Genomic DNA, 24,870 nt, shown 5'->3' on the forward strand with positions numbered 1-24,870 from the left:
ATGATCTACCTGACCCAACGCCTTGACCATGCCCATCCGATAACCGCCAGCGTCACGCTGCCGATTGAAGTCCGGGTGAAAAGCCGTGCCCGCGTGGCGCTGAATGACGGCCGCGAAGCCGGGCTGATGCTGCCGCGCGGCCTGCTGCTGCGCGGGGGAGATCTGCTGACCACTGACGACGGCAGCGAGGTGATCGAGGTGATCGCCGCGCCGGAATCGGTCTCCGTGGTGCGCTGCGACGATCCGTTCCTGCTCGCCCGCGCCTGCTACCACCTCGGCAACCGCCACGTGCCGCTGCAGATCATGCCCGGCGAGCTGCGCTATCACCACGATCATGTGCTCGATGACATGCTGCGCCAGTTCGGGCTCGAGGTGACATTTGCCACCCTCCCGTTTGAACCGGAAGCAGGGGCGTATACCAGCGATGCCCACAGCCATAGTCATAGCCATAGTCACTCTCACGCTCATTCACATTAAGGATTCATCATGCGTACGTTTTTACCTCTGCTACTGCTGGCCTTTTCTCTTCCTGCCCTGGCGCATCCCGGACACGGCACAGACAGCTTTCAGGCCGGTTTTTTCCATCCGCTGACGGGTCTTGATCATCTGCTGATGCTAACCGGTGCGGGCGTACTTTCGGCCCTGAGCGGGCGCAAGCTGCTGCTGCCTCTTGCCACTCTCGGCATGATGCTGGCCGGGGCCGTTGCAGGCAGCCTGCTTGGCGGCTTTAGCGGCATGGAAATGCTGATTATCGCCTCGCTGGCGGTCTGCGGCGCGATGATGTTTAAAACCGAAAATCGCCTGCTGTTGGCCGTGCCGGCGCTGGCAATGTTCCACGGCTGGGCGCATGGGGTAGAGATGTCTGGCCATAACTTCTGGCTCTTCACCAGCGGCTTTATGTTTGCCAGTGCCACGGTGCTGTGCGCCAGCTTCGCCGCCGGGTTGCTGCTGCGCCGTCACGACGGGTTACGTAAAACCTTTGGTGGCGGGCTGATTGTCTCTGCGCTGCTGGCGCTGATGAGCTGATGGAGCACGTCCGCCAGCGGCTGCGCCTGATGCAGCTCTCCAGCAGCAGCCTTCCGGTCGGGTCATTCACCTGGTCGCAGGGGCTGGAGTGGGCCGTAGAAGCAGGCTGGGTCCCCAATGCTGAGGCGTTCAAAAACTGGCAGATCCTGCAGATGGAGCAGAGCTTGTTCTGTGTCGATCTGCCGCTGTTTTCCCGACTTTATCAGGCGTGCGAGCAAAACGATTTGGCGACGGCAACACGCTGGACGGCTTACCTTCTCGCCTGCCGGGAAACGCGTGAACTGCGTGAAGAGGAACGCAACCGCGGGGCGGCCTTTACGCGCCTGCTCAAAAGCTGGGAGCCGGACTGTCCGGCAGAGTGGCGGACGCTGTTTATGCAAAGCCAGCTCAGCGGCATGGCGTGGCTCGGAGTACGCTGGGGCATTAGCGCCCATGAGCTGGCCCTGAGCCTGGGCTACAGCTGGATTGAGAGCGCGGTCATGGCGGGCGTCAAGCTGGTGCCGTTCGGGCAACAGGCGGCGCAGCAGCTGATTATCGACCTGAGCGACCACTTTGCCGCCGGGCTTGAACCGGCTTTTTTGCGTGGCGACGACGCGCTGGGTGCGGCAACGCCGCTGTCGGCCATCGCCTCTGCGCGCCACGAAACACAATATTCACGATTATTCCGTTCCTGAGGAGACAACATGGTTGATTACAAACATCCCCTGCGCGTGGGCGTGGGCGGCCCGGTGGGGTCGGGCAAAACCGCGTTACTGGAAGCACTCTGCAAAGCAATGCGCGACACCTATCACCTGGCAGTGGTGACCAACGATATCTACACCAAAGAAGACCAGCGCATTCTCACCGAAGCGGGTGCCCTTGAGCCAGAGCGCATCGTGGGCGTGGAGACGGGCGGTTGCCCGCATACCGCAATCCGCGAAGATGCCTCAATGAACCTAGCGGCAGTGGAAGCGTTAAGCGAAAAGTTCGGCAATCTGGACCTGATCTTCGTTGAAAGCGGCGGTGACAACCTGAGCGCCACCTTCAGCCCGGAGCTGGCTGACCTGACGATCTATGTGATTGACGTCGCTGAAGGGGAGAAGATCCCGCGTAAGGGAGGCCCAGGGATTACCAAATCCGATTTTCTGGTGATCAACAAAACCGACCTGGCACCCTATGTGGGGGCCTCACTGGAGGTGATGGAGCGTGACACCAACCGCATGCGCGGCGAGCGCCCGTGGACCTTCACCAATCTGAAGGCGGGCGACGGACTGGCGACGATCGTGACATTTCTGGAAGAGAAAGGGATGTTGCGGGTGTAACCGTATAACTCCCCTCTCCCTGGCGGGAGAGGGTCAGACATTACGCCTCCGGCAACTCCGCCAGCGGCCAGCGTGGACGTACAGAGACGCTCAGATCGGCGGTCGCGCCAGCGTTCAGACGTACCATACCCGCGTAGGCGATCATCGCCCCGTTATCGGTACAGAATTCCGGACGGGCATAAAATACTTCCCCACCACGCTTTTGCATCATCTGCGCGAGTTTTGCACGCAGCGTGCGGTTGGCGCTGACGCCCCCGGCCATCACCAGACGCTTAAAGCCGGTCTTTTCCAGTGCGCGTTTGCATTTGATCATCAGGGTACCGACCACCGCGTCTTCGAACGCACGGGCGATATCAGCACGGGTCTGCTCGCTATCGTCATTATTGCGAATGGTATTGGCCGCGAAGGTTTTCAGACCGGAAAAGCTGAAATCCAGCCCTGGACGGTCAGTCATCGGACGCGGGAAGACGAAACGCCCTTCCGTGCCCTGCGATGCCATTTTCGAGAGCATCGGACCGCCAGGATAATCCAGGCCCAGCAGTTTGGCCGTTTTGTCGAAAGCCTCACCGGCTGCGTCGTCAATGGACTCGCCGAGCAGCTCATACTTGCCAATCCCCGTTACGCTAATCAGCTGGGTATGGCCACCTGAAACCAGCAGCGCCACAAAAGGAAACGCAGGCGGATTATCTTCCAGCATCGGCGCCAGAAGATGCCCTTCCATATGGTGAACCGGAATGGCCGGCACATCCCACGCGAACGCCAGCGAACGGCCCACCGTTGCGCCGACCAGCAGCGCACCCACCAGGCCCGGGCCTGCGGTATACGCTACAGCATCAATATCAGTAGAGTTCAACCCGGCTTCTTTCAGCGCCGCCTGAATCAGGGGAACCGTTTTACGCACGTGGTCACGAGAAGCCAGTTCAGGCACGACGCCGCCGTAGTCAGCGTGTAATTTCACCTGACTATACAGTTGGTTGGCAAGAAGCCCTTTTTCGTCGTCGTAAATGGCGATGCCGGTCTCATCGCAGGATGTTTCAATACCCAGTACACGCATGACTTGTTTTACCTCGTTTCAATACCGCGCAGTGTAGGGCCAATGCGGATTGATGTAAAACTTTGTTCGCCCCAGGAAGAAGCCTCGTGTATACTCCTCACCCTTATTAAAGTCCCTTTCAAAAACGCGTCGGTGCTTTACAAAGCAGCAGCATTTGCAGTAAAATTCCGCACCATTTTGAAATAAGCTGGCGTTGATGCCAGCGGCAAACCGAATTTATCAAAGGTGAGAGTTACATGCCGGTAATTAAAGTACGTGAAAACGAGCCGTTCGACGTTGCACTGCGTCGCTTCAAACGTTCATGCGAGAAAGCAGGTGTTCTGGCTGAAGTTCGTCGTCGTGAGTTCTATGAAAAACCAACGACCGAACGTAAGCGCGCTAAAGCTTCTGCTGTGAAACGTCACGCGAAGAAACTGGCTCGCGAAAACGCACGCCGTACTCGTCTGTACTAATCAATTGAGGGCCTCAGCCCTCAATGACAGACAGAGTTGTAGTCGTAAGGCCGTGCTTCCGGAAGGAATGCGCGGCTTGTTTTCGTTTATGAGTTACTAAAATTTTTGGGGCATATGGCCGGACGAATCCCACGCGTATTCATCAATGACCTGCTAGCCAGAACCGACATCGTCGATCTCATCGACGCGCGGGTAAAGCTGAAAAAGCAGGGCAAGAACTACCATGCGTGCTGTCCTTTCCATAACGAAAAAACCCCCTCCTTCACCGTTAACGGTGAAAAGCAGTTTTACCATTGCTTCGGCTGTGGTGCTCACGGTAATGCTGTCGATTTTTTAATGAACTACGACAAGCTCGAGTTCGTTGAAACCGTCGAAGAGTTGGCGGCGATGCACAACCTTGAAGTGCCGTATGAAGCAGGCAGTGGGCCAAGCCAGATCGAGCGCCATCAACGGCAGACGCTGTACCAACTGATGGATGGTCTGAACTCGTTTTATCAACAGTCTCTTAAGCACGCTGCTGCTGAGCCTGCGCGTCAGTACCTGACAGCGCGCGGACTGAGTGACGATGTGATTGCGCGTTTCGCTATTGGTTACGCCCCGCCCGGCTGGGACAACGTGTTAAAGCGTTTTGGCGGCAATAGCGAAGATCGTAAGTCTCTTATCGATGCCGGCATGCTGGTCACCAATGACCAGGGACGAAGCTACGACCGCTTCCGCGAACGGGTAATGTTCCCGATCCGCGACAAGCGTGGCCGGGTGATTGGTTTTGGTGGTCGCGTGCTGGGTGATGCCCTGCCGAAGTACCTCAACTCCCCGGAGACCGATATTTTTCATAAAGGCCGCCAGCTTTACGGTCTTTATGAGGCGCTGAAGGATAACGCGGAACCTCCGCGCCTTCTGGTCGTCGAAGGCTATATGGATGTCGTCGCGCTGGCGCAGTATGACATCAACTATGCGGTTGCATCTCTGGGCACCTCGACCACAGCCGATCACATTCAGCTGCTGTACAGGGTGACTAACAATGTCATCTGCTGTTACGACGGTGACCGTGCAGGGCGCGACGCCGCCTGGCGTGCGCTGGAAACCGCACTGCCTTATATGACCGACGGGCGTCAGCTACGCTTTATGTTCCTGCCCGACGGTGAAGACCCGGATACGCTGGTGCGTAAAGAGGGCAAAGCGGCGTTTGAAGCGCGGATGGAGCAGGCTCAGCCGCTCTCCACGTTTTTGTTTAACAGCCTGATGCCGCAGGTCGATTTGAGTACCCCTGACGGGCGCGCGCAGCTCAGCACGCTGGCGCTGCCGTTAATCAGTCAGGTGCCCGGCGAAACGCTGCGCATCTATCTGCGTCAGGAGCTAGGCAACAAGCTCGGCATTCTGGATGACAGCCAGCTTGAACGTTTAATGCCTAAACAGTCTGAAAACGGTGCGGTTCGTCCCGCGCCTCAGCTAAAACGCACAACCATGCGTATACTGATAGGGTTACTGGTTCAAAACCCCGAACTTGCTCCGCAAGTGCCATCGCTGGCGGGTTTGAACCACGAAAAATTGCCCGGGCTTGGCTTATTTTCAGAATTGGTCAACACTTGTTTGTCTCAGCCAGGTCTGACCACCGGACAACTTTTAGAACATTATCGCGGCACAAAAGAGGCTGCTACCCTTGAAAAACTGTCGATGTGGGACGATATAGCAGATAAGGACATTGCAGAAAAAACGTTCACCGACTCACTCAACCATATGTTTGATTCGATGCTTGAGCTGCGCCAGGAAGAGTTGATAGCTCGCGAGCGCACACACGGCTTAAGCAGCGAAGAACGCCGGGAACTCTGGATGCTGAACCAGGAGCTGGCAAAAAAATGAATTCAACGGCTTAAGTGCCGAATATCGATCGGGAAGCCCCCGGCAGCCGCACTGAGAGGCAGCGGCACAAATATAAGTACGCCCTCGCTTTAAAGGTTGGCAGCCCCATCGCCGACACCAATCAAACGAATTAAGTGTGGATACCGTCTTATGGAGCAAAACCCGCAGTCACAGCTGAAACTTCTTGTCCAACGCGGTAAGGAGCAAGGCTATCTGACCTATGCCGAGGTCAATGACCATCTGCCGGAAGATATCGTCGATTCAGATCAAATCGAAGACATCATCCAAATGATCAATGACATGGGTATTCAGGTGATGGAAGAAGCACCTGATGCCGATGATCTGTTGCTGGCTGAAACCTCCAACAACACTGACGAAGATGCGGAAGAAGCTGCTGCACAGGTCCTGTCCAGCGTGGAATCTGAAATCGGGCGTACCACTGACCCGGTCCGCATGTACATGCGCGAAATGGGTACCGTTGAACTGTTGACCCGCGAAGGCGAAATTGACATCGCGAAACGCATCGAAGACGGGATCAACCAGGTTCAGTGCTCTGTTGCCGAATACCCTGAAGCGATCACCTATCTGCTGGAGCAGTACGATCGTGTTGAAGCGGAAGAAGCGCGCCTGTCTGACCTGATCACCGGTTTTGTCGACCCGAACGCTGAAGAAGATATGGCACCGACCGCCACTCACGTGGGTTCTGAACTGTCTCAGGAAGAGATGGATGATGACGAAGACGAAGATGAGGAAGATGCCGACGACGACACCGCCGATGATGACAACAGCATCGACCCGGAACTGGCGCGCGAGAAGTTTGCTGAGCTGCGTACCCAGTACGAAGTCACGCGTGACACCATCAAAGCAAAAGGTCGCAGCCACGCAGCCGCACAGGAAGAGATCCTGAAACTGTCTGAAGTCTTCAAACAGTTCCGTCTGGTGCCTAAACAGTTCGACTACCTGGTTAACAGCATGCGCGTGATGATGGATCGCGTACGTACCCAGGAACGCATCATCATGAAACTGTGCGTTGAGCAGTGCAAAATGCCGAAGAAGAACTTCATCACCCTCTTCACCGGCAACGAAACCAGCGAAACCTGGTTCAACGCGGCTATCGCGATGAACAAGCCGTGGTCTGAAAAACTGCATGACGTGAAAGAAGACGTGTTCCGCGGCCTGCAGAAACTGCATCAGATTGAAGAAGAGACCGGCCTGACCATTGAGCAGGTTAAAGACATCAACCGTCGTATGTCCATCGGTGAAGCGAAAGCCCGCCGTGCGAAGAAAGAGATGGTTGAAGCGAACCTGCGTCTGGTTATCTCTATCGCCAAGAAGTACACCAACCGTGGCCTGCAGTTCCTGGATCTGATTCAGGAAGGCAACATCGGTCTGATGAAAGCGGTTGATAAGTTTGAATACCGTCGTGGTTATAAGTTCTCCACCTATGCTACCTGGTGGATCCGTCAGGCTATCACCCGCTCTATCGCGGATCAGGCGCGCACCATCCGTATTCCGGTGCATATGATTGAGACCATCAACAAGCTCAACCGTATCTCCCGCCAGATGCTGCAGGAGATGGGCCGCGAGCCAACGCCGGAAGAGCTGGCTGAGCGCATGCTGATGCCGGAAGACAAGATCCGTAAAGTGCTGAAGATCGCCAAAGAGCCAATCTCCATGGAAACACCAATCGGTGATGATGAAGATTCGCATCTGGGTGATTTCATCGAGGATACCACCCTCGAGCTGCCGCTGGACTCTGCGACGACCGAGAGCCTGCGTGCTGCAACGCACGACGTTCTGGCTGGCCTGACCGCCCGTGAAGCAAAAGTGCTGCGTATGCGTTTCGGTATCGATATGAACACCGACCATACGCTGGAAGAAGTGGGTAAACAGTTCGACGTTACCCGCGAACGTATCCGTCAGATTGAAGCGAAGGCGCTGCGTAAACTGCGCCATCCAAGCCGCTCTGAAGTACTGCGTAGCTTCCTGGACGATTAATCGATCCTGTCAGTGAAAAAGCTCCCTTTTGGGAGCTTTTTTTTGCATTTTCTCCGCCCCTCAGGGACAAGGAAACACCGCCCTAGAGCCCACGCACAACCAGGGCCTCATCCAGTTCCCGATACGCCTCCACCAGCTTATCCAGCGTTGCCCTGTTAAGCCCGCTCGGGTTCGGTAGCACCCACACCTGCGTGACGCCAATAGTGATGGCCTGTTTGCCCCACTGCGCACCGCGCTGACTAAACGCCTGCTCGTAAGCCTGCTTGCCCAGGATGGCCAGCGCTGCCGGCTGATAATCTTCAATCTTCTTAATCAGCTCCCGCCCACCGCTGCGCAGTTCATGCAGGTTCACTTCACTCGCCTGTACCGTGGGCCGCTCGACCAGCATGGTAATCCCGCAGCGCGTATCCAGCAGGTGCTGCTCCTCTTCAGGCTTCAGTAGCCTGTCGGTAAACCCGGCCTGATAGATAACCTTCCAGAAGCGATTCCCCGGATGGGCAAAGTGAAAACCGGTGTGCGCCGAGGACTTCCCAGGGTTAATCCCGCAAAACACCACCCGCAAGCCCGGGGCCAGAATATCGTTGATCATCTCTACTCCCATTGATACATCCTTATGGAAGTATAAAGGATTGATTATGCATTGTTTATAAAAACAGCAGGCAGGTGTGAATGGCTGGATTGCTGAAGGGAGTTCCTCTATAATTCACCGCCACGGCCCCTTAGCTCAGTGGTTAGAGCAGGCGACTCATAATCGCTTGGTCGCTGGTTCAAGTCCAGCAGGGGCCACCAAATTTAGCTGTAGAATCAAATGATTAAGCCACTCTATTGAGTGGCTTTTTTATTGGTTTTTTTGAGCCGGTGGCGCAGTCGCTAACCGTGGGTCTGCGAAGCCGTTCGGACACGCTCAGCGGCGCCAGGTGTCGCAATCAGACGCTCCACGGACTCCATCGTCACGAACGTACAGCTGCAGTCCACATTGGTGCACTGGTGATAGCGCTCTTTGGTATTTTCACTTAAATAGCGACTGGTACGCGCATGCGCGGAATGCTTGCACTTAGGACAATGAAACATGTACCTCTCCACATAATTCACAACTTGTGAATTAATAATACCCAAAAAGAAATCAATAGCAAATGCATTACTCATTTTTGATGGAAAATTTTTCATCAGCGACGTTCAGCTCAAGCTTAAGTTGCGTGGTAAATCCACTTTCGCTGAGGGTATGAACCACCTCGTTGATAATCCACGCCTGCTCGTCAATGACCCGTTTAAAGCCGTTGACCAGCACCGGCGTTTCGGGATACAGATCGGCGCGTCCCAGCGCCAGCTGGATAGAAAAATTCACGGTACCCCGCTGAAGCGCGCGCCACTTCGCCTCTGCAGCCCTGAGCGCCTGCTCTTCAGAGGCATAAACCGTGGTGAGCTCAAAAACGTTTTCCGCCGATCCCACCAGCCTCTCTTGCGGCTTCTCTGCCTTGCCTCCTGCTCCCGCTACCGGTGTAGCGGCATCCGGGTGCTGTAGTCCTTCTGTCGGCTGCCCCCCGGGCTGACGATTAATACTCAATTGAGCATTTTGTTGTTTTGGGTCACGCGTTTGCAGCCATTTGGCCGTCACGCCGGAATAATTTTCACGGTCAGCGACGGAAAAAAGGTGCCGATCGCCATCCCCACGCTCAATCATCATTAAGGGAAGCGGTGTGCCACTGGCCGTCACGGCATGGCCCGCTTTCATAAAAATAACCTTCCCGGCTTTGATTGAAACAAATGCACCATTACGTTCGGCCAGGCGGGAGAGAAACGCCGCGTCAGTCTCCTGTGACTGATCGATATGAGAAATGGCGATGGATGCAAGTCCCGCCCCGACGCTGGCGGTAAACTGGTTACGCTGAGCAATGGTGTTGACTATCGCGCCGATCGTCGTGTCATGCCACGACTGTTCGCGCCGCACGTTGAGCTTCCCACGAAAATCTGCGCTGCATCCCCGGATGGTCAGCGTGTCCGGCGTGCCCCGGAATTCAATCGCATCTATCGTAAAGTCCCCTTTCGGCTGGAGCGGTGTTCCTTCCCATCCCAGCCATAAGGACAGTCTTGCCCCCCGGGCAGGCAGGTCTAACAACCCGTCGGAATCATCCAGTAGAATATCCAGCTGATCGGCTTCCAGCCCACGTTTGTCGGTCATGGTCAAACTGATAAGACGATGGCTGAAATTTTGCGTGATATCGCGCTCGTCAAGCTTAAGCATAAAATCAGGGGCGATTTTCCCACCCGCCCGGATATTCATTTCGGTGATCATCCCACCAGCCCTCCAATGCTATTACGTGCGCTTTCCACCAGCTCTGAGGCCTGCGTTCTCAGGTCGCCAAACGTCGTCATCAGCGATTCATCCACGCGTTTCAGTACCAGGGTAAAATCAATTTTCCGGGCAGTGCCATCGCTGTAAAAATCCGAATGCGTATGCGTGACTTTCTCAATGATAAACATGCCATGAATGATGCCGGTACCGTCTATCAACGGCCATGCCCGCCCTTCATTCGCCATCAGCTCAATCGCCTTGAGAGAAAGCCGCCCTCCCGTGAGCTCCGGGTAAAGTAATCCGGAAAGGTTAAAGGATGTCTCACCTTCGCCAAGGTACTGCCAGGCTTTGGGTTTCCCGATGCGTTCGTTGGATGCCCAGCGGTAGTCTTTTGTAAATACCATTGACTGATACGGTAAGGTTCGTCGTTCAAAGACAAACAGACCCAGCACCATTAACATTTTCTCTCTCCTTAACCATACATAAAGCAGGATTGCTGCCGTCTCGCTTTTTCCTGCTCACTGCTCTCTATAGCCTCCCGGATTTGACGAGTCAGATCCGTTCCGGAGGCTGCGCTTCCCTGCAGCGTGAAGTTGTATTCACTTTTACTCTGATCGATGTAAGAACGCCCTCCCGCTGCTGCCATCGGCTGGTATCCCATGAAGCCGCTGTAAACAGGTGACGCCGGGTCCCAGGCACTGCCGGCGTCAGCAGAGGAGGTGCCTTCTTTCGGTACAGCCGAGTCGATATTGCCCGACTCTTTTTTTATGACGCCGAGTTTCTCCAGCAGCCAGCTGGCCTTGCCGCGCAGGCTGTTAAAGAGATTTAGCGGCGCCATTAGCGCATCTCCCAGCGCCTGACCGAACGCCACGCCGACATTTTTGCAGCTGTCGAGCGTTTCCTGCGTCGCCTTAATCGGCGCAATCAGATCGATGAACCACTGCCAGATCCCGCCCAGTTTTTCTGAAATGAAACCAAAGGCCTGTAACAGCGGAGAGAACAGCTCGCCCAGCGGCGCGAAGGCCGCAGAAAGCCCCTCAATCACCCCGCCAAAGAAGGCGCTAATGGGCTCCCAGTATTTAAGAATCAGTAAAGCGCCGGCGGCAATTGCCGCTCCGAGAGCAATAACGGGCCAGCTCAGGGCGCCCAGCACCGTCATGATGCTCCCCCCCACTACGCTGAATACCGTGCCCAGCATCCCGGCAGCGGTTATCACCAGATTCAGGCCTGACACAATGGGGGCGACCACCATACCTAGCGTGCCCAGGACACCGGCAAAGGCTTGTGCGCCCATAACCACGCTGACCAGGGCTTGCGTCAGTGCAGGGTTAGCATTGACCCAGAGAGAGAGCGTACTAAGCCATCCGGTCGCGGTTGAGATCAGCGTGCGCAGGGCACCATCGGCCTTATCAAAGACATCAATCTTCAGGCCATTTAATGCAGCCTGGAACTTGCTGATATCACCCTCGAGGTTATCGCCCTGAACCGAGGCTGTCAGCGCGGTGCTCCCCCTCGCGCCCTGGAGTGTCTGGCGCTTGTTATCCAGTGCTCCATTCCCAGCCGCTGAAACCAGTACGCCTGCGCCTTGCATCGCATCCGCACCGAAAATGGCCTTCAGGTATTCCGTTTGTTGAGCCGCACCGATTTTGCTGTTTTCGAATGAGGCAGAGATCGCCTTGAGGATATTCTCTGTCGGCAGTGGATTACCCTCACCATCCCGGGTTTGCACCTTCAGTTCATTCAGCGCTGCAGAACGCTGCCCATCCGGCGTCTGCAGGCGGCTCAACATGGCGCTAACCTCTGCGCTGGCATCTGCCCCTTTCATCCCCTTTTCCATCAGAATACCAAGCAGCGCGGTGGTCTCCTCAAGGCTGGCGCCGGCTTCTTCGGCGGCAGGTGCGGCGGATGCAACGGCGGTACTCAGTTCGGTGAGACTGGTATTTGACGCAGTGAAACCGCGGGTAAGGACATCTGCAACGCGTTCAACATCCGTATTCGCCAGGTTAAACGAGGCCTGCGTGCTGCGGATGATGTCGACCGCTTTTGCGGCATCAATATTCCCTGCGAGGCTGAGGTTAACCGTCGGCACAGTGGCGGCCACCACCCCGTCGGCGTCATAGCCTGACCGGGCCAGCTCGCCCTGCGCCCGGGTGACAACATCTGTAGAGGTTCCTGTACTGACGCTGACATCCCGTGCCTGCTGACGAATGGCCTCCAGCCTGGTATCCCCCTTCTGCAGTCCCAGGCTTGCCTGTATGGCAGACATCTGCTTTTCAAAACGGATGCCCGGGGCAATAAAGCGGGACGTCTGATTAAAACCCTCCTTTGCCATTCCTGCGCTCGCATTAGCAAACTGCTGCACACCCGCGGCAACACGTTTGCCAGACTCGTAGCGGTTCTGGACGGTATTAAGCCGCTCCTGTTGCTGATTGACCCTGGCAAGCGCCTCTTTATGTCGATTTAGTTGTAGCGTTTTTTCGCTGATACCCTGTCTTAAACGACGCTCATCTGACGACAGCGTGCGCGTATTAATCCCTGCCTGCGCCAGCTCACCGCGCTGGCGCTGCACTGACTGGCGTAAATTGTTGTACTCAAGCTTAAGCGCGGCGGCAGATTGGCGGGCTGCCGCCAGCGCATCCGCCTGGTCACGGGTTGGGTTCTGGGTGTTTTTGAGCTGGAGCGCCAGCTCCGCGGTCTGCTGTTTCGCCCGGGCAAGAGATTGCCCCGTCACGGCGAGCTGTTCGTTGGCTTTTCTGAAGCCGTTAATGCGGCCCGCCTGTTCATCAAGCGCGCGCAACGCCGCCTCTGAATCGCGGATACTGGCCGCGAGAGAGAGACTGGCGTTCTGAATAGCGTTAAGCGGTCGGCTTGCCCGGTCGACTGCCTTAAGCAACTCCTGAAGTCTGACATTATTACTCATGGTAGTTTCCGCTTCGCTGCAGCGCCTTTTCGCGCCATATAAGGAGTTCGGTCATGCTCAGCGAGTACAGCTCTGACGGCGGCCAGTGAAAGATCACCGCGATATCCGCCATCAGATCATCGACCGACAGGTTTTCGGGAAATGTTAGCGAGCCGAAGCCGGTGACAAAAAACCGATCACCTTGCCCGCAAAAGAGAGCAGATCGGAAGCATCCAGACGCGCAATCTCATGCTCGGTCAGGGCCGGCGAGGTCATTCGCGGCAGCACTTTAATCAGCGCATCGACGTCAGATTGTGCCAGCGACGCCAGCGATACCCCACGCAGGGTCCCCGCGTTGGGTTTTGCGACGGTCACCTTTTCGATTTTTTGCTCGCCGCGCAGAACGGGGGTGTCGAGCGTAATGGTGTTCGGGTTTTCGCTTTCGTTAATGACGGTCTCGTTGATATTTTCCATTTCGTTACTCTTCAGAAAGTTAACTTACCGGCCGGCAGTCCCGGCCGGTTAAAGGTTTACAGGCCAATCGCCTTACGGTGTTCCGCCAGACGATCGACGCCGTCGACTTTCAGCACCATGTTGATGATGTCAATTTCGATGATCTCTTTGCCATCGATGGTCAGCTGGTAGTAAGCGCACTCGGTGGACATCTTGGTGGTGCCGCTCTCGCCCTGCTTGTTTTCACCACCATCAAACTCTTTATGACGGCCTCGCATGACGATTTCGACGGCGGAGATTTCGCCCGTGTCGTCACGCTGGAAGGAGCCGGTAAAGCGCAGAGGCACGCTGTCCGCGCCCGGAGAGGCATACTGTGCCCACAGCGCGACGTCCGGCAGACCGCCAATGGTCCACTCAAGCGCCAGGGCATCATCGTCCAGGCCGAGGTCGACAGAGACCGAGCCCGGCATACCGCCGCCGCGATACTTCTCCAGTTTGCGGGTGAGCTTCGGTAAGGTGACAGACTCAACAACGCCCATATAGCTCAGGCCATCGTTGAACATGTTCAGATATTTAAGTTTGCGTGGTAACGCCATGCTTCAGCTCCTTAGCTGTTAACCGAATCGGACAGGTCTGCCAGATAGGTATCGGTGATGCGCTGGCGCAGGGTCAGGTTCTCCAGCGGCGGGACAGGGGTGTAGTCGTAATCGATGTACAATTTCCCCGCTTTCAGGGTCGATGCATCATTTGATTCCGAGTCATACCAGCAAGTGCCATCAACGATATAGCCGTTGGTTTTCAGCTCACGGAATTTGGCATTGATACCGGAAACGATGTCGCGGATGAGCGTTGGCGTAATGGGTTTATCCATTGCCCATGCGTGTGCTTCGGCCATGGTATCGGCCAACACCTGCGCGGTACGGGTGTAGTTTTCAAAGACGAAGAGCGGATCGTCTGAACAGGTACGGTTGCCCCAGAATTTGAAGCCGTCGTTACGAATAAGCGTGGTGACGCCGGCCTGGTTAAGCAGGTTCGCATCGGTCGCTTGTTCCTGCAGATCCCAGGACACGGAGGCGCTTACACCTGTGACACCGTTAACGCCGATGTTGGACAGGGTTTTGTGCCAGCCAATCGTCTGGTCGATTTTGGCGCGCAGGCCGAGAGCACGTGCAGTGGCCCAGGCGTGGGTCGTCGTGTTGGTGGTGGTATCCCACGCCAGAAAATCAGGGTGAATCACCATCAACTCGCGCTGACTGAAGTTTTTGCGGTAATCGATAGCGGCTGAAATGGTTTTACAACCCCATGCACTGACATAGCCAAACGCGCGCAGGCTCTGGCACATGGCGGCCAGCGCGGTCGCCACTTCCTGCGAATCCAGCCCCGGAACACCGAGAATACGTGGCTTAACGCCAGTGACCGTTTTCGCGGTAAGGAGCGCTTTCAGACCGGTATATTTACCGTTTTCATCGGTTGTACCGATGATATTAGAGATAGTCTCTTTCTGTGCTTCCTCAGCGGTATCAGCGGTGCCTTCAGCGACACGTACGACAACAACAACCGGTTTACACTGATCGGCAATCGCCTGCAGGGAAGCGGACAACGTCCCCATTTTCCCGGCTTTCGCAATCGCGGTTTGCACGTTGGTAATGAGCACAGGCTCGTTTAAAGGAAATGTCTTGTCGTCCGCATCGCTGGCCGTACAGACCATGCCGATGATTGCCGTCGAGACGGTGGAAATGGTGCGGGTGCCATCGTTGATTTCGATGACTTCCACGCCGTGATGATAGTCGCCCATCCGTTTAACTCCTTCGTTTAGTGGTGAGGCTATTGTCTGTGGCGCGCACGATTGATGCGACGTATTGGGGTTGGAGAAAGGATTACACAACAAACGAAAAACCCTCCGGATGGAGGGTTTGGGGTCAGGCAGGGCGTTCTGGCCATTCAATTTCTGGTGAAGTGCTGAGATCCAGCCGGTTTAGCATCACCCGATAGTGCTTCCAGAGCAACAGCGTGGCAGCTTCCTCGTCTGTTGCAATGCCGAGTTCTGAAGCGTCCTGAAGGGGGGCGATAGTATCCGAAGCTTCGGCAAGCAATTCACTTCTTCTGGTTTCCGCCTGTTGAATTAATTCCTCCTTTGTCAACTGACGTGGAATAATTTTAGTGCCATTCCACACCCAGTCACCATGTATATTCAGCCCTTCGGGCACTTCTGTTGGATCGACTTCTGAAACAGACATCCCCAGAGGAAAGAGGCGATCAACCTGATGACTGAAAGAGCGAATAATATTGTTTTTGTCAAAGCAAATCTTCAGTGTATCAGGCTGAAAACGTGACATATGGTAATACCAGTCCAGCCCCTCCTCTGATTGAATAAATATAGCATTAAACAAAAATTCTTTATATTCTGGTTCATATTGAACGAAATTTTTAAGTGTAATCATGCTGTATGACCTACCGTAATCCATCCAATATTGGACATGTATTTTTGAATCGGACGATAAAAAATAGTATCCCCGCCGGGGTTTTGACCTTCTGCATTCCATCCAGTCATTGCGCATCCAGCCGGAACCCGTTGCCAACCGTTTTGCATAATTATGAATGACCCTTCTGCCCCCATTGCAATATCTCGAACAAAGTATTGCAACGTCCAGTCTTGCCTTGCATAAGGACTTAAATCCTGTTGTGGAGGTGGGTTATTTGACGAGTAAACTCGTACCGCTCCGCCTGATTCAAATAAACCCTGCCCGGCAACAATATTACCACCGCTAGTAACTTGCCCAGGGGCATCAAAATTACCGTTAATATCAAACAGAAAATTAACACTATTCCTGGCATCGCCAGTTAAATTGATAATCGCCGCTCCAAAAGCGTTGGTGCCAGTGCGATAAACGCCAAAACTTATCGCTGTTCCATAACCATGACCGACAGTTTCCGAAAAGCCCTTAATTATCGGTAGATAAATAGAAGTACCGTTAGGAGATTGATATCCTTTTGGCATCAAAAATGGTGCAGCATTGTTTTGATACTGATCAGCAAAAGCGCCAGAGCCGTACCAACCTGTGGGATTCGTCTGGTAATAAGTTGCATCTGACAAGTACGAAACACTTCCGCCATGATTAGTGATGACCTTTGTCCAGCCTCCCCAGACATTGTTGTCGCCATTAAGGGAGCGGAATTTAAGCTGTTTACCACCATCACCATAAGATGCAGCATACTGCACCCGATAACCGCCAAGCCCGCCAATATCGAGGATAGTTGCCTCATAACCTGGTGAATTTGTTGCATTCGAATAACAAAAGCTAACTGAATTGGATGGCAGAGCATCGGCATTTGAAAGTCCCGTGCTGGCTCTCGCAGACACTCCTCTGATAGCAACTGCACCACCATTTACCAGCACCCGACCTGGAGTAATATCGTCTGGAGCTTCCTGTATGTTTTTGGTCGCTGCCGTACCCAGGCTGCTTTTTAGTTTTGAGAGGTCATCGCCAACTATTTTCACAGCCTTAGGTGTTGCTGCAAGAGACTCGGATACACTATCAATTGTGCTACTGAGCTGAACAATACCCTTTTGTCCTGTAGTGGCGTCCTGAGCCGTGTATTTCCCGGCTGCAAGATCATAGGCGGCCTTAACCGCTTTCGGTGTTGCGGCGAGTGTCTCAGACGTACTGTCGGTCGAACTGCTGAGTTGTGTAAAGCCTTTATCCTTGGTCGTGGCATCCGGATGACGGCGGGATTGTTCATGCTCTTCAAGCTTCTCGTCTACATACTCCTGCGTCGCCATGACCATAGAAGTATCTATTGAGAGCTCGACCGAGGCGATATCGCTGACCATGATCACCATCCTCACAGTCTGCGCGCGGCCTGAGCCTTCATCCAACAATGGCTTGTAACTTTCAGCCATGTTCCCGACGGCAATTAGCGTCCCGGTGTCATCATAAAGCCCCATTTCTCGCATCCAGAAACCGCCTGTTTCGGGAGGAATGAGAAGTTCTGCGATCACATAGTTCCGCTTTTTGTTGTCCTGACTGATTTTATTCAAGGCATGACGCCAAACTTCATTCACAAGCCTGGTCTGACTGGCATCCGGCATCGGCAACGTGCCGCCGCCATCACCCACCGCCATCGCCGTAAAATTCACTTTCTTCCCGTTCGGGACGGTTGCGGCAGCCAGTTTTTCGGCGCCGGCTTTGGTGATAACCGTTTTATACTTCACTGTCATTGTGCTCTCACTTATCCGGGGTAAACCGTGATGATGTCGCCGTCATAGCTCAGGGCACCGGTATAGAGATAGCCCGGAACGTCCTGAATGATATTGAGGCCGATAAGATGTCGGCTGGCGGGCTTTGCATCAGCAATAAGCCGCTCCATTTCGTAATACATTTCTTCGGTGATGCCGGTTTCCAGCACGCCAATGTCCAGGCGAAACGTGCCTGCCGGGTCGTTGGTTTGCCACCACTCCGTCACGTTGATCAGATAGCCAAGTGGCTCCACCACGCGGCGTACTGCGCCGATCGTTCCTTTGTGTGCATGGATAAACCATGCATTGCGGATAACATCGCGCTTGGTGGCCTCCGGCCAGTTTTCATCCCAGCGGTCAACCGAAAACGCCCACGCCAGCCAGGGCAACAGATTTGCCGGACAGGTGTCGGCATTCCAGAGGTGACGAAGCGGGACGGGGGTATTCTCAATGTCGGCACAGGCGCGCGCCGCCGCGACCTCAAGCGGCGACGACCCCACCGGTAACAATCGGGCATTACTCATCGTTTCCCCCAACGGTTACGCTGTACTGGCTGCACCATGAGGCCTGGGTTTCATCAAGCACAATATCGGCCGCAGGCGCGGTCAGTTCGACGCGTTGTACACCCTCAACATGCAGTGCAGCGTAAATGGCGGACTTACGAATATCCCGCCCGAGCCGGTGCTGTGCCGTTATATAGGCCTGCAGCCGGGCCCTTGCCGCGTTGAGTACTGGCTCGCTTTCGGGACCTGGGAAGAGAAAAAGAGAAGCCGCAATGTTGTAGTCGACAATGCTGGCGGACTGAACGGTCACACGATCGGCAACGGGCCTGACGTCCTCATCGTTCAGCGCGTTGCGAACAATGGCCAGCAGCTCTTCAGACGCCACGCCGTTATTCTCCCGGGACAGCACGGAGACGGTAACGTTCGCAGGCTGAGGACTGATGACAGAGATGTCCGCTACCCGGCCATCCGCGCTGCGGCCATGGAACTGATAAGCCCCCGTCGATCCCGCCACGCTCAGCCCTTCCGGGGCTTGCTGGATGCGCAAACGAAAGTCGGTGTCAGACTCCATCACTGCCGGTGTGGGCGGAAACGTCGTGTCGTCGGCAGGCGTTATCACCAGACGCGCAAGGTTAGCGTTAGCACCAAGCTGGTCGAGATCGCTACCGGTGGCGTAGGCCAGCATGACCGCACGCGCGGCCTCGTTAACGCGCTGGCGCCAGATAACTTCCCGATACGCATTCTCCTGCAGCAGTTTCACAATCGGTTCCGACTCAAGCGTCAGCGTTCGTGCAATTGCCTCCTGCTCTTCTTCGGGATAGAGCGAGACAAAAGTGGCCTTTCGTTCTGCCAGCAGCGTTTCGTAATCCACCTCCTCCACGACATCCGGCGCGGCGAGCTGGCTCAGATCAACAATAGCCATAGCGTTTAACTCAATGAAATAGTGATAGAAAAGGAATGCCCGGAGGTCTGGCGGGTGCCGGTGAGATCGACATACAGCGTCCCGTCATTCTCCGAACGTTCGAAAGTGATGGCCGTCAGGCTGATCCGCGGCTCCCATTTCTGGATAGCGGAGTAACATGCGGCCATGATTTGCAGGCGCAGCGCCGGACTCTGCGGCCTGTCGATCATTGCCGCCAGCAGTGAACCGTACTCGCGGCGCATCACCCGCGAGCCAATCGGCGTAACCAGAATGTCCCGCACGCTTTGTCTGATATGTTCAGCCTCTGAAATGCTGAGCCCGGTCTGACTGTTCATTCCCCTGTAGCGCACCGTCATTGCGTCCCCTTAGTCCAGCTTCCGCCGCTTTGCACACTGCCGTGAGCATGGTTGTCCACCTGCACCCCATTGGAGGTGAATTTACCGCCGGAATGCTCAATATTGCCGGCCATTACCCCGCCCTTCTGCACTTCAAGAGAGGCGGTAATTAGCTTGTTGGTACACACCACCTCAGGTGTATCCAGGGTGATGCGCGTCTCAGACTTCACCAGGACCACCGGTACGGTGGCGGTGAGTGATTCAGAGGCTGTGATGTCAGCCGTTTTAATGCCTGCGGCCATGAGTGCTCCGCTCCCGGGCTCGTACTCGATAACTGCCCCATCAGGGAACGAGACGTGGAGTGCGTCAGGGGAACCTGACGGCGCCGGGTGGTCATCGGAAAAGATACCTGGCAGCACGAAGGCGGTATCAAGCTCACCGCCGATGGCCAGCAGCAGCACTTGTTCTCCCTCGGACGGTGCCCACCACACGCGCGAACGGCCGGCGCGACAGGTCAGCCAGTTCAGCCAGGTGGTTTTCATCCCTCCGGACTGGACGCGGCAGAGCCCTCTGTTGAGGTCAACATCGGTGACAACACCGATACGAATCAGGTTACGGATCGCGCGAGCGATACCGTGCATGGAAGTGAGTGTATTCATGAGAAGAGAATGCCCTTCAGGGGGATCGGCAGCAACGAGACGGGGTTTTATGCGGGATGAAACAACAATCGTTCACGCTGATGGCTGGACAGCCATCAGCGTGGTGAACTTACGCTTTCCACTGGCTGACCAGTTCACCGTTGATGTACAGCTCCAGCGGACGTGTGACGGGCTCTGGTAACGGCGGCTCCGGGGAATAGGTGGCATGCAACGTTCCCTGCTCCTGCGAAACAAGAATGCGCTCGGTGAGCTGCAGGCTAAAGCTGATATTCGCCGTACCATCGTCGTTGATGGTGACGCCAAAGAGAAACCCGTTTTTTCGCCCGTCATCGAGGGTAAAAATATCTGGCTGGTTATCACGCAGCCAGGCCAGTACCGGGACGAAGACCCCCTCGCTGTCGCCGGCGAAGCTACTGATATTCGCTTTCAGTTCATACTTTTTTTCAAAGGAGAGCGAGGACGCGAGGCGGGCGTCAATATTTCCGCTCCCCACCGACATCTGCAGATAATCAGGGTGATCGTTCAGTTGGGGAACGGCGTCAATTAATGCCTGACGCAGGCTGTTGAGTTTGTGCATCGAGTTTATCCTGACAGTCTTTTATGGTTTCGACCTGCAGCGCGCAGGCGATAAGGGCATGCTCAAGCCGACGAATATCAGCACTGAGATCGCCGTTGGTGATGGGCTCACTTCCCGGCATCGGACAGGCGCTCACCTTCGGGCAGGCGTTGTAAACAATGTGCTGCGGAGGCGCAGGCGGCGCGGGTGTGCAACCTGCGCACAGCATCAGGCAGCTGAGCGTTATACCAGCGGCGTAACTCTTCATTTTCATTTACCCATTTCCCGATAGCCGCTTCGCGTCGTGCCATCTCCTCGCCGACGGCAGCAAGATCCTCGCGGAGCCTGACCTGCGCATCTTCGTTCGACCTGGCAATCCGCTGTGCTTCGGATAACTGCTGAAGCAGCGTGTTGATAGTGTTTTTTTGATCGCGGGCGCTCTGGTTGGCTTTAGCAAGAGAGCGGGACAGGTTCACGTTGTCATGACGAAACCACAGCGTGATGGCCAGCAGAACGGCCAGTACCAGCAGGAGAGGTTTCATGGCATCCCCTTCAGGCACCAGGCCTTCTCACGAGCTCGACGGTTTTCCAGTCCGGCATTTTTGACCCCATTGACGTACACCCAGCGGGTAAGCTGATTGCACGCCTGCGGCCACTGTTTACGCTTAATGAATGACACCAGCGTGGAACGGCAGGCAGCCCCTGTTCCAACGTTAAAGGCAAAACTCACCAGCGCATCATAGACACGGGGCGGCATCTCCACCGGTGCGCATACCGCCAGCCGTCTTTCAACGTTCATCACGTCGGCAACAAGGTTCGCTGCCGCCTCACGCTCTGTAATTTCCCGTCCCGGCACGACGCCTGACGTATGGCCAATGCCTGATGTCCATACGCCCGCACTGCAACGATAAGGCGACAGGCGACACCCTTCGAGATCAGCAATGAGCGCCAACCCCTCCGGTGAGGTGTTCAGTAACCGGAAGTCAGGCATCAGCACCGCCAGGGCCAGTACGCCCGCGGCGCTGCAACGCTTAATGATTGAGTTCACGAATACTCTTCTTATCGAGTCCAAGAGAGGTCAGATAGCGATAGGTTTTCCGCTTAAACCAGTAATTCGTCAGCGCGGTAAAAATGGCGCAGAGGCTTCCCACGTATAGCGCGACTTTTTCAGGAGACATCGCCCCGAACCAGGCCAGCGCTACGGCCAGCCAGTAGGCGATAAACGTGGTGATTTTCTCAAGACTCAGTCCCATAGGTTCACTGATTCTTTAGTCGGTGCGCTATCAACCTCTGGCATGTCTATCGGCGTGCCATGAGGTAAGATGACCCCCAACTCCGCGAGGCCAGAATTGGCGTTCAGAACGGTTTCAACCACCCCTGCCGTGCGCCCATAATAACGGGCACAGATGGCATCAAGCGTGTCCCCCTGCATTGCATAGATTTTCATCAGACGCTCCCAACATCCGGATTTCCAGGTACCGTTGAGTTTCCAGCGCTGGCGCCCTTTTTGCTATTGCTGCAGGATGGACAATCGCGGACACAACAGACTGCCCGCGAGATGGCAGAGGGCCTAGCGCCAGCTCTCGTCTTCCCAGACTTCCCGGAGGATATTGTCCAGCGCTTCGCGATCGGCCTCTCTTTCAATCCCCTGCAACTCCACGCCGGTCATGGATCCTTTTTTGACGGTAACCAGCGTTGACGGAAACACGGATCTTATCCTGCGGGTTAATTCGTCCTGAAACGCCTCCACGACGGACGGACCAATAAGCTGATCCTTATCCAGGGTAATGTTCACCCGCACGCTGGCCTCTTTTTTGATTCTGTCCGGAACGGGTGATGCCGAGAAAACCACGGTAAACGCGTTGTTCCTGATTAAATTTCCTCTCGCAATCTCAGCGATCAAATTCAGGGCAATTTCACGATCTCTTTCCTGACACGTTCCTTCTGTCGTCAGCCGCGCAATCATCTCGACGCGTTCAATCATGACTTGCTCGTTCAACTCTCTGTCCACACAACCTCCACCACGAGATACTGTATAAACATACAGTAGCATGTATTCATAAAAAGAGTGAAGCAAAAAATCAGAACCATGCGAGGTATGTACATGATATCGATGAAGATTAGCGAATCCCTTTGCTTATCAGATGCGTTAAATACCTTATACGTTCAAGGATTTTCCGGGCCTTTTGCTGATAAGACGGTGCCGCAGGAAATAGCGATCCGTCTGCAGATCCCCGGCACCATTTGTCGTTAAAACGGCTAATGCCCCCCGCCATAAGATGCAGGGCTTCCCCCCGGCTGATCGTTATTCCGGTGGCGAGCCGTATCTCATCAATCACTCTCTCTGCCACTCCGTTCTGCGGATCCTTTTCATAGACAAAGGGAGTCTTTGCAACCGGTCTGGGGAGGGTTATGCGGGCGGCTAACGCGCGTCTCGCACGCCGGCTGAGGGGTTGAGAGACGTCGCTCACCGTACAGTTATTGACAGAACTCCAAGAACGCGCAGCGGTGCCGTTAAGGTCAACGGCCAAATCAACGGCACGCTTCGGCACAATTTTCCACTGCGTGAGCCGGGTCAAAATCGGCGAGCCCGGGCCGAGTGCGGCGTCGTAAACGCCGCGAATACAGACACGTTCTTCGCCGTACTGATTATATTCGGCACGGGGCTCATACAGCGTGCGCACCTGCAACGCATCCCGACGGACAAACGGTCCTCCCTGTGCATTGACGTATCCTGCCCAGTCTCCGGCGTCCGCGGCGTCATGCGCTGCCGCAAATTCTACGCTCAGACCGTGCGCGGCCTGCGTATCAGTCAAACGGCGCAGCTCACGGTAGACAGTCACCGGTGCACCGCCGATAAACTGAAACTGACGGATATGCCAGCGCGCCGCCCAGGCCGAAACAGCAGATGCAGTCACTTTAAGCAACTCGCCGCTTTCGTTATCTGTCTCGCCATCAAGGGCATAGCCGTCGATATTCTTGGAGATGTATTTAGCGATATAACCGGTGGCGCTGCCCTTTTGCGGGTCTATAGCTTCAGCGTGAAAGCGAGCTTTTCTGGCGTTATCGCTTTGCAGTTCAAAAGCGTCTTCCTCCTGTGTGTATTCCTCCATAATGCGGCGAACGCGCTCAACGTTTTCGGGCAGCATGAACATCAGCATGTGCCAGTGAGGCGTACCGTCATGGTGGGGTTCAGCAACGCGGATGCCAAACAGACGAATCGCCTGCCGGTGGAGTTTTGCCCGGATCCGCGCCCACAGTTTTGTCAGGTAGCTTTGTGTATCCGCAGGGCTCGCCCCGTTCCATTTGCCGTTACGATAGCCGGTGTTCAGGGTGGCGTGATATTTCGACGGCGCGGTTAAGGTATAAAACTCGCCCACATAGCCAAGCTCATGGCAGATATTTTCAAACCCGCGGATGCGGGTCATCAGTTCGCAGCGACGTATCGCGGGATTGGCCACCGAGCCATCGTGCCTGGCAATCAGGCTTATACGGTTGCCCTCTTCATCCTCCAGTTCCAGACCTTTAAGAAATTCACGCGTGCGCCGCTTCTGTTCACGCCAGTCAGTGATGCAGCGTTTACTCGCATAGACAGACTTCTTTTTGCTGACGTTTCCAAGTGCAATCTGCACATGCTCACGCCAGGCGGCCGCCATGCGACGCAGTCGTCCACGCCACCAGTCTTCGGAAAACATGCGGATCACCGCTGGCGCAATGTCCTCTTTGTTAAAGAGTATCTTCGACACGCGCTCCCAGTGAGGAGGCAGTACATTGAACTGGCGGGTGATTAATCCAGCGCGCTGATACCAGACATGAAGGGTTTGAAATTCGCCGAGGCCAGCGTCATTGATATTCGCCAGCTCGGAACGAATAAAGCCAGCGATGTCAGCGGCCAGCAAATCAATATCGGCGCGGGACATATCCGGGAGACGGTTGAAGCGGGCAATCAGCGTAACCATCCGCGATGCAAGATATTGCGAAAGCGGCGTGTCGAAGTGTCCACCAAAAACGGCGGTGGAGACGTTACGGTCAACACCTGAACAGGCATACCGTGCCGAGACCTGCTGCAGACGCGGTAATACCCTGTTGCAGAACCGAATCAAAAAGGCATTGGCTCGCAGGCTGCCCTGATGGAGTTCAAGAGCATCAACCGTGCGCCAGACGTCAAAACGCACGCAGTCAGGCTGCAGAGCGAGCGCTTTTCTGGCTTGCTGCAGCGCCGCGAACAGACGGTCGCGACGCTGTAATTGGGGGTGAGTCAGGTAGGGGCTGGCAATAGCCGACCGTGGTTCATTCCACGGATAAGCAAATGACATCACCAA

Annotated in this window: 31 protein-coding genes and 1 tRNA gene; 8 read left to right on the forward strand and 24 right to left on the reverse strand. The window is 55.3% G+C overall.

From position 1 onward, the window contains the following. From ureE to ureG, 4 genes are read left to right on the forward strand one after another with little or no spacing between them, the layout of a single operon-like run. Positions 1-477: an urease accessory protein UreE gene (ureE, locus tag AB6731_RS15750; RefSeq protein ID WP_113656387.1), complete on the forward strand. Its 477-nt coding sequence runs from the start codon at positions 1-3 to the stop codon at positions 475-477. A gap of 9 nt (positions 478-486) precedes the next feature. Further along, positions 487-1,026 carry a HupE/UreJ family protein gene (locus AB6731_RS15755; RefSeq protein WP_020883621.1) on the forward strand — a complete coding sequence of 180 codons (540 nt, stop codon included), beginning with the start codon at positions 487-489 and terminating at the stop codon, positions 1,024-1,026. Then, positions 1,026-1,700, forward strand: a complete 675-nt coding sequence (locus tag AB6731_RS15760) for an urease accessory protein UreF (RefSeq protein ID WP_371006545.1) — start codon at positions 1,026-1,028, stop codon at positions 1,698-1,700. The genes AB6731_RS15755 and AB6731_RS15760 overlap by 1 nt, the downstream gene beginning before the upstream one ends. A 9-nt stretch (positions 1,701-1,709) precedes the next feature. Continuing rightward, positions 1,710-2,327 (forward strand): urease accessory protein UreG, encoded by a 618-nt coding sequence (gene ureG / locus AB6731_RS15765; protein WP_163304313.1) that lies wholly within the window; start codon positions 1,710-1,712, stop codon positions 2,325-2,327. 40 nt (positions 2,328-2,367) lie between these two features. Here ureG and tsaD read toward each other — a convergent pair whose 3' ends face one another. After that, a complete protein-coding gene (gene tsaD / locus AB6731_RS15770) occupies positions 2,368-3,381 on the reverse strand; it encodes a tRNA (adenosine(37)-N6)-threonylcarbamoyltransferase complex transferase subunit TsaD (RefSeq protein WP_371006546.1) in 1,014 nt (337 codons plus the stop codon). A gap of 236 nt (positions 3,382-3,617) precedes the next feature. Here tsaD and rpsU point away from each other — a divergent pair, with 236 nt between their 5' ends. The 3 genes from rpsU (at position 3,618) to rpoD (ending at position 7,691) form a co-directional block, all read left to right on the forward strand. After that, the gene (rpsU, locus tag AB6731_RS15775) at positions 3,618-3,833 is read left to right on the forward strand and encodes a 30S ribosomal protein S21 (protein ID WP_001144069.1); all 216 of its coding nucleotides are present in this window, start codon (positions 3,618-3,620) and stop codon (positions 3,831-3,833) included. A 114-nt stretch (positions 3,834-3,947) separates the two neighbouring features. Further along, the gene (dnaG, locus tag AB6731_RS15780) at positions 3,948-5,693 is read left to right on the forward strand and encodes a DNA primase (protein ID WP_025202985.1); all 1,746 of its coding nucleotides are present in this window, start codon (positions 3,948-3,950) and stop codon (positions 5,691-5,693) included. A 150-nt stretch (positions 5,694-5,843) separates the two neighbouring features. Next, a complete protein-coding gene (gene rpoD, locus AB6731_RS15785) occupies positions 5,844-7,691 on the forward strand; it encodes an RNA polymerase sigma factor RpoD (RefSeq protein WP_020883616.1) in 1,848 nt (615 codons plus the stop codon). Positions 7,692-7,773: 82 nt separating this feature from the next. On the opposite strand, the gene mug is transcribed toward rpoD, so the two are convergent. After that, positions 7,774-8,280, reverse strand: coding sequence for a G/U mismatch-specific DNA glycosylase (gene mug / locus AB6731_RS15790; protein WP_025202984.1), 507 nt, complete (start codon positions 8,278-8,280; stop codon positions 7,774-7,776). Positions 8,281-8,404: 124 nt separating this feature from the next. Between mug and AB6731_RS15795 the strand changes: the two genes are divergently transcribed. After that, positions 8,405-8,480: transfer RNA gene (locus AB6731_RS15795), tRNA-Ile, on the forward strand. 81 nt (positions 8,481-8,561) lie between these two features. Here AB6731_RS15795 and AB6731_RS15800 read toward each other — a convergent pair. From AB6731_RS15800 to AB6731_RS15905, 22 genes are all read right to left on the reverse strand, one after another. Next, positions 8,562-8,762 carry an ogr/Delta-like zinc finger family protein gene (locus AB6731_RS15800; RefSeq protein WP_025202983.1) on the reverse strand — a complete coding sequence of 67 codons (201 nt, stop codon included), beginning with the start codon at positions 8,760-8,762 and terminating at the stop codon, positions 8,562-8,564. Positions 8,763-8,829: 67 nt separating this feature from the next. Then, positions 8,830-9,984 (reverse strand): phage late control D family protein, encoded by a 1,155-nt coding sequence (locus AB6731_RS15805; RefSeq protein WP_371006547.1) that lies wholly within the window; start codon positions 9,982-9,984, stop codon positions 8,830-8,832. Next, positions 9,981-10,445 carry a phage tail protein gene (locus AB6731_RS15810; RefSeq protein ID WP_371006549.1) on the reverse strand — a complete coding sequence of 155 codons (465 nt, stop codon included), beginning with the start codon at positions 10,443-10,445 and terminating at the stop codon, positions 9,981-9,983. The genes AB6731_RS15805 and AB6731_RS15810 overlap by 4 nt, the downstream gene beginning before the upstream one ends. Positions 10,446-10,456: 11 nt before the next feature. Then, on the reverse strand, positions 10,457-12,904 hold the full coding sequence (locus AB6731_RS15815; protein WP_371006550.1) for a phage tail tape measure protein: 2,448 nt from the start codon (positions 12,902-12,904) through the stop codon (positions 10,457-10,459). Continuing rightward, complete coding sequence (locus tag AB6731_RS15820) at positions 12,897-13,016, reverse strand: GpE family phage tail protein (RefSeq protein WP_014171679.1); 120 nt, start codon at positions 13,014-13,016, stop codon at positions 12,897-12,899. The genes AB6731_RS15815 and AB6731_RS15820 overlap by 8 nt, the downstream gene beginning before the upstream one ends. A 32-nt stretch (positions 13,017-13,048) precedes the next feature. Next, complete coding sequence (locus AB6731_RS15825; protein WP_014171680.1) at positions 13,049-13,357, reverse strand: phage tail assembly protein; 309 nt, start codon at positions 13,355-13,357, stop codon at positions 13,049-13,051. A 56-nt stretch (positions 13,358-13,413) separates the two neighbouring features. Next, the gene (locus AB6731_RS15830) at positions 13,414-13,932 is read right to left on the reverse strand and encodes a phage major tail tube protein (RefSeq protein WP_014171681.1); all 519 of its coding nucleotides are present in this window, start codon (positions 13,930-13,932) and stop codon (positions 13,414-13,416) included. Between the two features lie 11 nt (positions 13,933-13,943). Further along, positions 13,944-15,131 carry a phage tail sheath protein gene (locus tag AB6731_RS15835; RefSeq protein ID WP_371006551.1) on the reverse strand — a complete coding sequence of 396 codons (1,188 nt, stop codon included), beginning with the start codon at positions 15,129-15,131 and terminating at the stop codon, positions 13,944-13,946. A 124-nt stretch (positions 15,132-15,255) separates the two neighbouring features. Next, positions 15,256-15,777, reverse strand: coding sequence for a tail fiber assembly protein (locus AB6731_RS15840; protein ID WP_232947183.1), 522 nt, complete (start codon positions 15,775-15,777; stop codon positions 15,256-15,258). Then, entirely contained in the window at positions 15,774-17,555 is a 1,782-nt protein-coding gene (locus tag AB6731_RS15845) for a phage tail protein (RefSeq protein WP_232947182.1), read from the reverse strand. Before AB6731_RS15845 ends, AB6731_RS15840 begins: the two co-directional genes overlap by 4 nt. 11 nt (positions 17,556-17,566) lie before the next feature. Further along, positions 17,567-18,097 carry a phage tail protein I gene (locus AB6731_RS15850; RefSeq protein ID WP_040018803.1) on the reverse strand — a complete coding sequence of 177 codons (531 nt, stop codon included), beginning with the start codon at positions 18,095-18,097 and terminating at the stop codon, positions 17,567-17,569. After that, positions 18,090-18,998 carry a baseplate assembly protein gene (locus tag AB6731_RS15855; protein WP_025202974.1) on the reverse strand — a complete coding sequence of 303 codons (909 nt, stop codon included), beginning with the start codon at positions 18,996-18,998 and terminating at the stop codon, positions 18,090-18,092. Before AB6731_RS15855 ends, AB6731_RS15850 begins: the two co-directional genes overlap by 8 nt. Positions 18,999-19,003: 5 nt before the next feature. After that, positions 19,004-19,354 carry a GPW/gp25 family protein gene (locus tag AB6731_RS15860; RefSeq protein WP_014171687.1) on the reverse strand — a complete coding sequence of 117 codons (351 nt, stop codon included), beginning with the start codon at positions 19,352-19,354 and terminating at the stop codon, positions 19,004-19,006. Further along, complete coding sequence (locus AB6731_RS15865; RefSeq protein WP_032678996.1) at positions 19,351-19,992, reverse strand: phage baseplate assembly protein V; 642 nt, start codon at positions 19,990-19,992, stop codon at positions 19,351-19,353. The genes AB6731_RS15860 and AB6731_RS15865 overlap by 4 nt, the downstream gene beginning before the upstream one ends. 109 nt (positions 19,993-20,101) lie before the next feature. After that, positions 20,102-20,569, reverse strand: coding sequence for a phage tail protein (locus tag AB6731_RS15870; protein WP_059306142.1), 468 nt, complete (start codon positions 20,567-20,569; stop codon positions 20,102-20,104). Next, on the reverse strand, positions 20,532-20,777 hold the full coding sequence (lysC, locus tag AB6731_RS15875) for an Rz1-like lysis system protein LysC (protein WP_072126476.1): 246 nt from the start codon (positions 20,775-20,777) through the stop codon (positions 20,532-20,534). The genes AB6731_RS15870 and lysC overlap by 38 nt, the downstream gene beginning before the upstream one ends. Further along, positions 20,677-21,090, reverse strand: a complete 414-nt coding sequence (gene lysB / locus AB6731_RS15880; RefSeq protein WP_059306143.1) for an Rz-like lysis system protein LysB — start codon at positions 21,088-21,090, stop codon at positions 20,677-20,679. Before lysB ends, lysC begins: the two co-directional genes overlap by 101 nt. Beyond that, complete coding sequence (locus tag AB6731_RS15885; RefSeq protein WP_020883601.1) at positions 21,087-21,596, reverse strand: lysozyme; 510 nt, start codon at positions 21,594-21,596, stop codon at positions 21,087-21,089. The genes lysB and AB6731_RS15885 overlap by 4 nt, the downstream gene beginning before the upstream one ends. Further along, positions 21,580-21,801: an HP1 family phage holin gene (locus AB6731_RS15890; RefSeq protein ID WP_014171693.1), complete on the reverse strand. Its 222-nt coding sequence runs from the start codon at positions 21,799-21,801 to the stop codon at positions 21,580-21,582. Before AB6731_RS15890 ends, AB6731_RS15885 begins: the two co-directional genes overlap by 17 nt. Further along, positions 21,792-21,995 carry a tail protein X gene (locus AB6731_RS15895; protein ID WP_020883600.1) on the reverse strand — a complete coding sequence of 68 codons (204 nt, stop codon included), beginning with the start codon at positions 21,993-21,995 and terminating at the stop codon, positions 21,792-21,794. The genes AB6731_RS15890 and AB6731_RS15895 overlap by 10 nt, the downstream gene beginning before the upstream one ends. Positions 21,996-22,118: 123 nt before the next feature. Beyond that, on the reverse strand, positions 22,119-22,559 hold the full coding sequence (locus AB6731_RS15900) for a DinI-like family protein (RefSeq protein WP_020883599.1): 441 nt from the start codon (positions 22,557-22,559) through the stop codon (positions 22,119-22,121). A gap of 109 nt (positions 22,560-22,668) precedes the next feature. After that, entirely contained in the window at positions 22,669-24,864 is a 2,196-nt protein-coding gene (locus AB6731_RS15905; RefSeq protein WP_371006587.1) for a replication endonuclease, read from the reverse strand. Positions 24,865-24,870: the final 6 nt, after the last annotated feature.

Source organism: Enterobacter sp. RCC_40 (assembly GCF_041360735.1).
In the GTDB taxonomy this organism is placed as follows: Bacteria; Pseudomonadota; Gammaproteobacteria; order Enterobacterales; family Enterobacteriaceae; genus Enterobacter; species Enterobacter ludwigii.

Coding starts and splice junctions, on each gene's coding strand:
- ureE (WP_113656387.1), top strand. CDS start 1: ATGATCTACCTGACCCAACGCCTTGACCATGCCCATCCGATAACCGCC.
- AB6731_RS15755 (WP_020883621.1), top strand. CDS start 487: ATGCGTACGTTTTTACCTCTGCTACTGCTGGCCTTTTCTCTTCCTGCC.
- AB6731_RS15760 (WP_371006545.1), top strand. CDS start 1,026: ATGGAGCACGTCCGCCAGCGGCTGCGCCTGATGCAGCTCTCCAGCAGC.
- ureG (WP_163304313.1), top strand. CDS start 1,710: ATGGTTGATTACAAACATCCCCTGCGCGTGGGCGTGGGCGGCCCGGTG.
- tsaD (WP_371006546.1), bottom strand. CDS start 3,381: ATGCGTGTACTGGGTATTGAAACATCCTGCGATGAGACCGGCATCGCC.
- rpsU (WP_001144069.1), top strand. CDS start 3,618: ATGCCGGTAATTAAAGTACGTGAAAACGAGCCGTTCGACGTTGCACTG.
- dnaG (WP_025202985.1), top strand. CDS start 3,948: ATGGCCGGACGAATCCCACGCGTATTCATCAATGACCTGCTAGCCAGA.
- rpoD (WP_020883616.1), top strand. CDS start 5,844: ATGGAGCAAAACCCGCAGTCACAGCTGAAACTTCTTGTCCAACGCGGT.
- mug (WP_025202984.1), bottom strand. CDS start 8,280: ATGATCAACGATATTCTGGCCCCGGGCTTGCGGGTGGTGTTTTGCGGG.
- AB6731_RS15800 (WP_025202983.1), bottom strand. CDS start 8,762: ATGTTTCATTGTCCTAAGTGCAAGCATTCCGCGCATGCGCGTACCAGT.
- AB6731_RS15805 (WP_371006547.1), bottom strand. CDS start 9,984: ATGATCACCGAAATGAATATCCGGGCGGGTGGGAAAATCGCCCCTGAT.
- AB6731_RS15810 (WP_371006549.1), bottom strand. CDS start 10,445: ATGTTAATGGTGCTGGGTCTGTTTGTCTTTGAACGACGAACCTTACCG.
- AB6731_RS15815 (WP_371006550.1), bottom strand. CDS start 12,904: ATGAGTAATAATGTCAGACTTCAGGAGTTGCTTAAGGCAGTCGACCGG.
- AB6731_RS15820 (WP_014171679.1), bottom strand. CDS start 13,016: ATGGCGGATATCGCGGTGATCTTTCACTGGCCGCCGTCAGAGCTGTAC.
- AB6731_RS15825 (WP_014171680.1), bottom strand. CDS start 13,357: ATGGAAAATATCAACGAGACCGTCATTAACGAAAGCGAAAACCCGAAC.
- AB6731_RS15830 (WP_014171681.1), bottom strand. CDS start 13,932: ATGGCGTTACCACGCAAACTTAAATATCTGAACATGTTCAACGATGGC.
- AB6731_RS15835 (WP_371006551.1), bottom strand. CDS start 15,131: ATGGGCGACTATCATCACGGCGTGGAAGTCATCGAAATCAACGATGGC.
- AB6731_RS15840 (WP_232947183.1), bottom strand. CDS start 15,777: ATGATTACACTTAAAAATTTCGTTCAATATGAACCAGAATATAAAGAA.
- AB6731_RS15845 (WP_232947182.1), bottom strand. CDS start 17,555: ATGACAGTGAAGTATAAAACGGTTATCACCAAAGCCGGCGCCGAAAAA.
- AB6731_RS15850 (WP_040018803.1), bottom strand. CDS start 18,097: ATGAGTAATGCCCGATTGTTACCGGTGGGGTCGTCGCCGCTTGAGGTC.
- AB6731_RS15855 (WP_025202974.1), bottom strand. CDS start 18,998: ATGGCTATTGTTGATCTGAGCCAGCTCGCCGCGCCGGATGTCGTGGAG.
- AB6731_RS15860 (WP_014171687.1), bottom strand. CDS start 19,354: ATGACGGTGCGCTACAGGGGAATGAACAGTCAGACCGGGCTCAGCATT.
- AB6731_RS15865 (WP_032678996.1), bottom strand. CDS start 19,992: ATGAATACACTCACTTCCATGCACGGTATCGCTCGCGCGATCCGTAAC.
- AB6731_RS15870 (WP_059306142.1), bottom strand. CDS start 20,569: ATGCACAAACTCAACAGCCTGCGTCAGGCATTAATTGACGCCGTTCCC.
- lysC (WP_072126476.1), bottom strand. CDS start 20,777: ATGCTGTGCGCAGGTTGCACACCCGCGCCGCCTGCGCCTCCGCAGCAC.
- lysB (WP_059306143.1), bottom strand. CDS start 21,090: ATGAAACCTCTCCTGCTGGTACTGGCCGTTCTGCTGGCCATCACGCTG.
- AB6731_RS15890 (WP_014171693.1), bottom strand. CDS start 21,801: ATGGGACTGAGTCTTGAGAAAATCACCACGTTTATCGCCTACTGGCTG.
- AB6731_RS15895 (WP_020883600.1), bottom strand. CDS start 21,995: ATGAAAATCTATGCAATGCAGGGGGACACGCTTGATGCCATCTGTGCC.
- AB6731_RS15905 (WP_371006587.1), bottom strand. CDS start 24,864: ATGTCATTTGCTTATCCGTGGAATGAACCACGGTCGGCTATTGCCAGC.